This window comes from Kluyvera genomosp. 2 (assembly GCF_036759865.1).
Taxonomy (GTDB): Bacteria; Pseudomonadota; Gammaproteobacteria; order Enterobacterales; family Enterobacteriaceae; genus Kluyvera; species Kluyvera ascorbata_B.
On record NZ_JAPKIA010000044.1, the window covers coordinates 1 to 1,171 of the forward strand.

Here is a 1,171-nt window from a genome sequence, read left to right on the forward strand (position 1 = left end):
TCTTCCCAAGCTGACTCGCTGATTAAAATTTCGCGGATCTGGGCCGATTTTTTTCCCGCAAACACATCGAATCAGCCTATTTAGGCTATTTTTTCCACCATTTCTGGCGTTATTTCCGGTTTTTACTGAGATCTCTCCCACTGACGTATCATTTGGTCCACCCGAAACAGGTTGGCCAGGGTGAATAACATCGCCAGTTGGTTATCGTTTTTCAGCAGCCCCTTGTATCTGGCTTTCACGAAGCCGAACTGCCGCTTGATGATGCGAAACGGGTGCTCCACCCTGGCACGGATGCTGGCTTTCATGTATTCGATGTTGATGGCCGTTTTGTTCTTGCGCGGATGCTGCTTCAAGGTTTTTACCTTGCCGGGACGCTCGGCGATCAGCCAGTCCACATCCACCTCGGCCAGCTCCTCGCGCTGTGGCGCTCCTTGGTAGCCGGCATCGGCTGAGACAAATTGCTCCTCTCCATGAAGCAGATTACCCAGCTGATTGAGGTCATGCTCGTTGGCCGCGGTGGTGACCAGGCTGTGGGTCAGGCCACTCTTGGCATCGACACCAATGTGGGCCTTCATGCCAAAGTGCCACTGATTGCCTTTCTTGGTCTGATGCATCTCCGGATCGCGTTGCTGCTCTTTGTTCTTGGTAGAGCTGGGTGCCTCAATGATGGTGGCATCCACCAAAGTGCCTTGGGTCATCATGACGCCTGCTTCGGCCAGCCAGCGATTGATGGTCTTGAACAATTGACGGGCCAGTTGATGCTGCTCGAGCAGGTGGCGGAAATTCATGATGGTGGTGCGATCCGGCAGGGCGCTATCCAGGGATAATCGGGCAAACAGGCGCATGGAGGCGATTTCGTACAGGGCATCTTCCATGGCACCGTCGCTCAGGTTGTACCAATGCTGCATGCAGTGAATACGCAGCATGGTCTCCAGCGGATAGGGCCGTCGGCCATTGCCCGCCTTGGGATAAAACGGCTCGATGACAGCGGTCATATTCTGCCATGGCAGAATCTGCTCCATGCGGGAGAGGAAAATCTCTTTTCGGGTCTGACGGCGCTTAGTGCTGAATTCACTATCGGCGAAGGTGAGTTGATGGCTCATGATGTCCCTCTGGGATGCGCTCCGGATGAATATGATGATCTCATATCAGGAACTTGTTCGCACCTTCC

1 protein-coding gene is annotated in these 1,171 nt (G+C 54.0%); it reads right to left on the bottom strand.

What is annotated here, in order from left to right; all coding sequences use genetic code 11:
* Positions 1-122: 122 nt before the first annotated feature.
* On the bottom strand, positions 123-1,103 hold the full coding sequence (locus tag V6942_RS23350) for an IS5-like element ISKpn26 family transposase (RefSeq protein WP_000019445.1): 981 nt from the start codon (positions 1,101-1,103) through the stop codon (positions 123-125).
* Between the last annotated feature and the right edge of the window lie 68 nt (positions 1,104-1,171).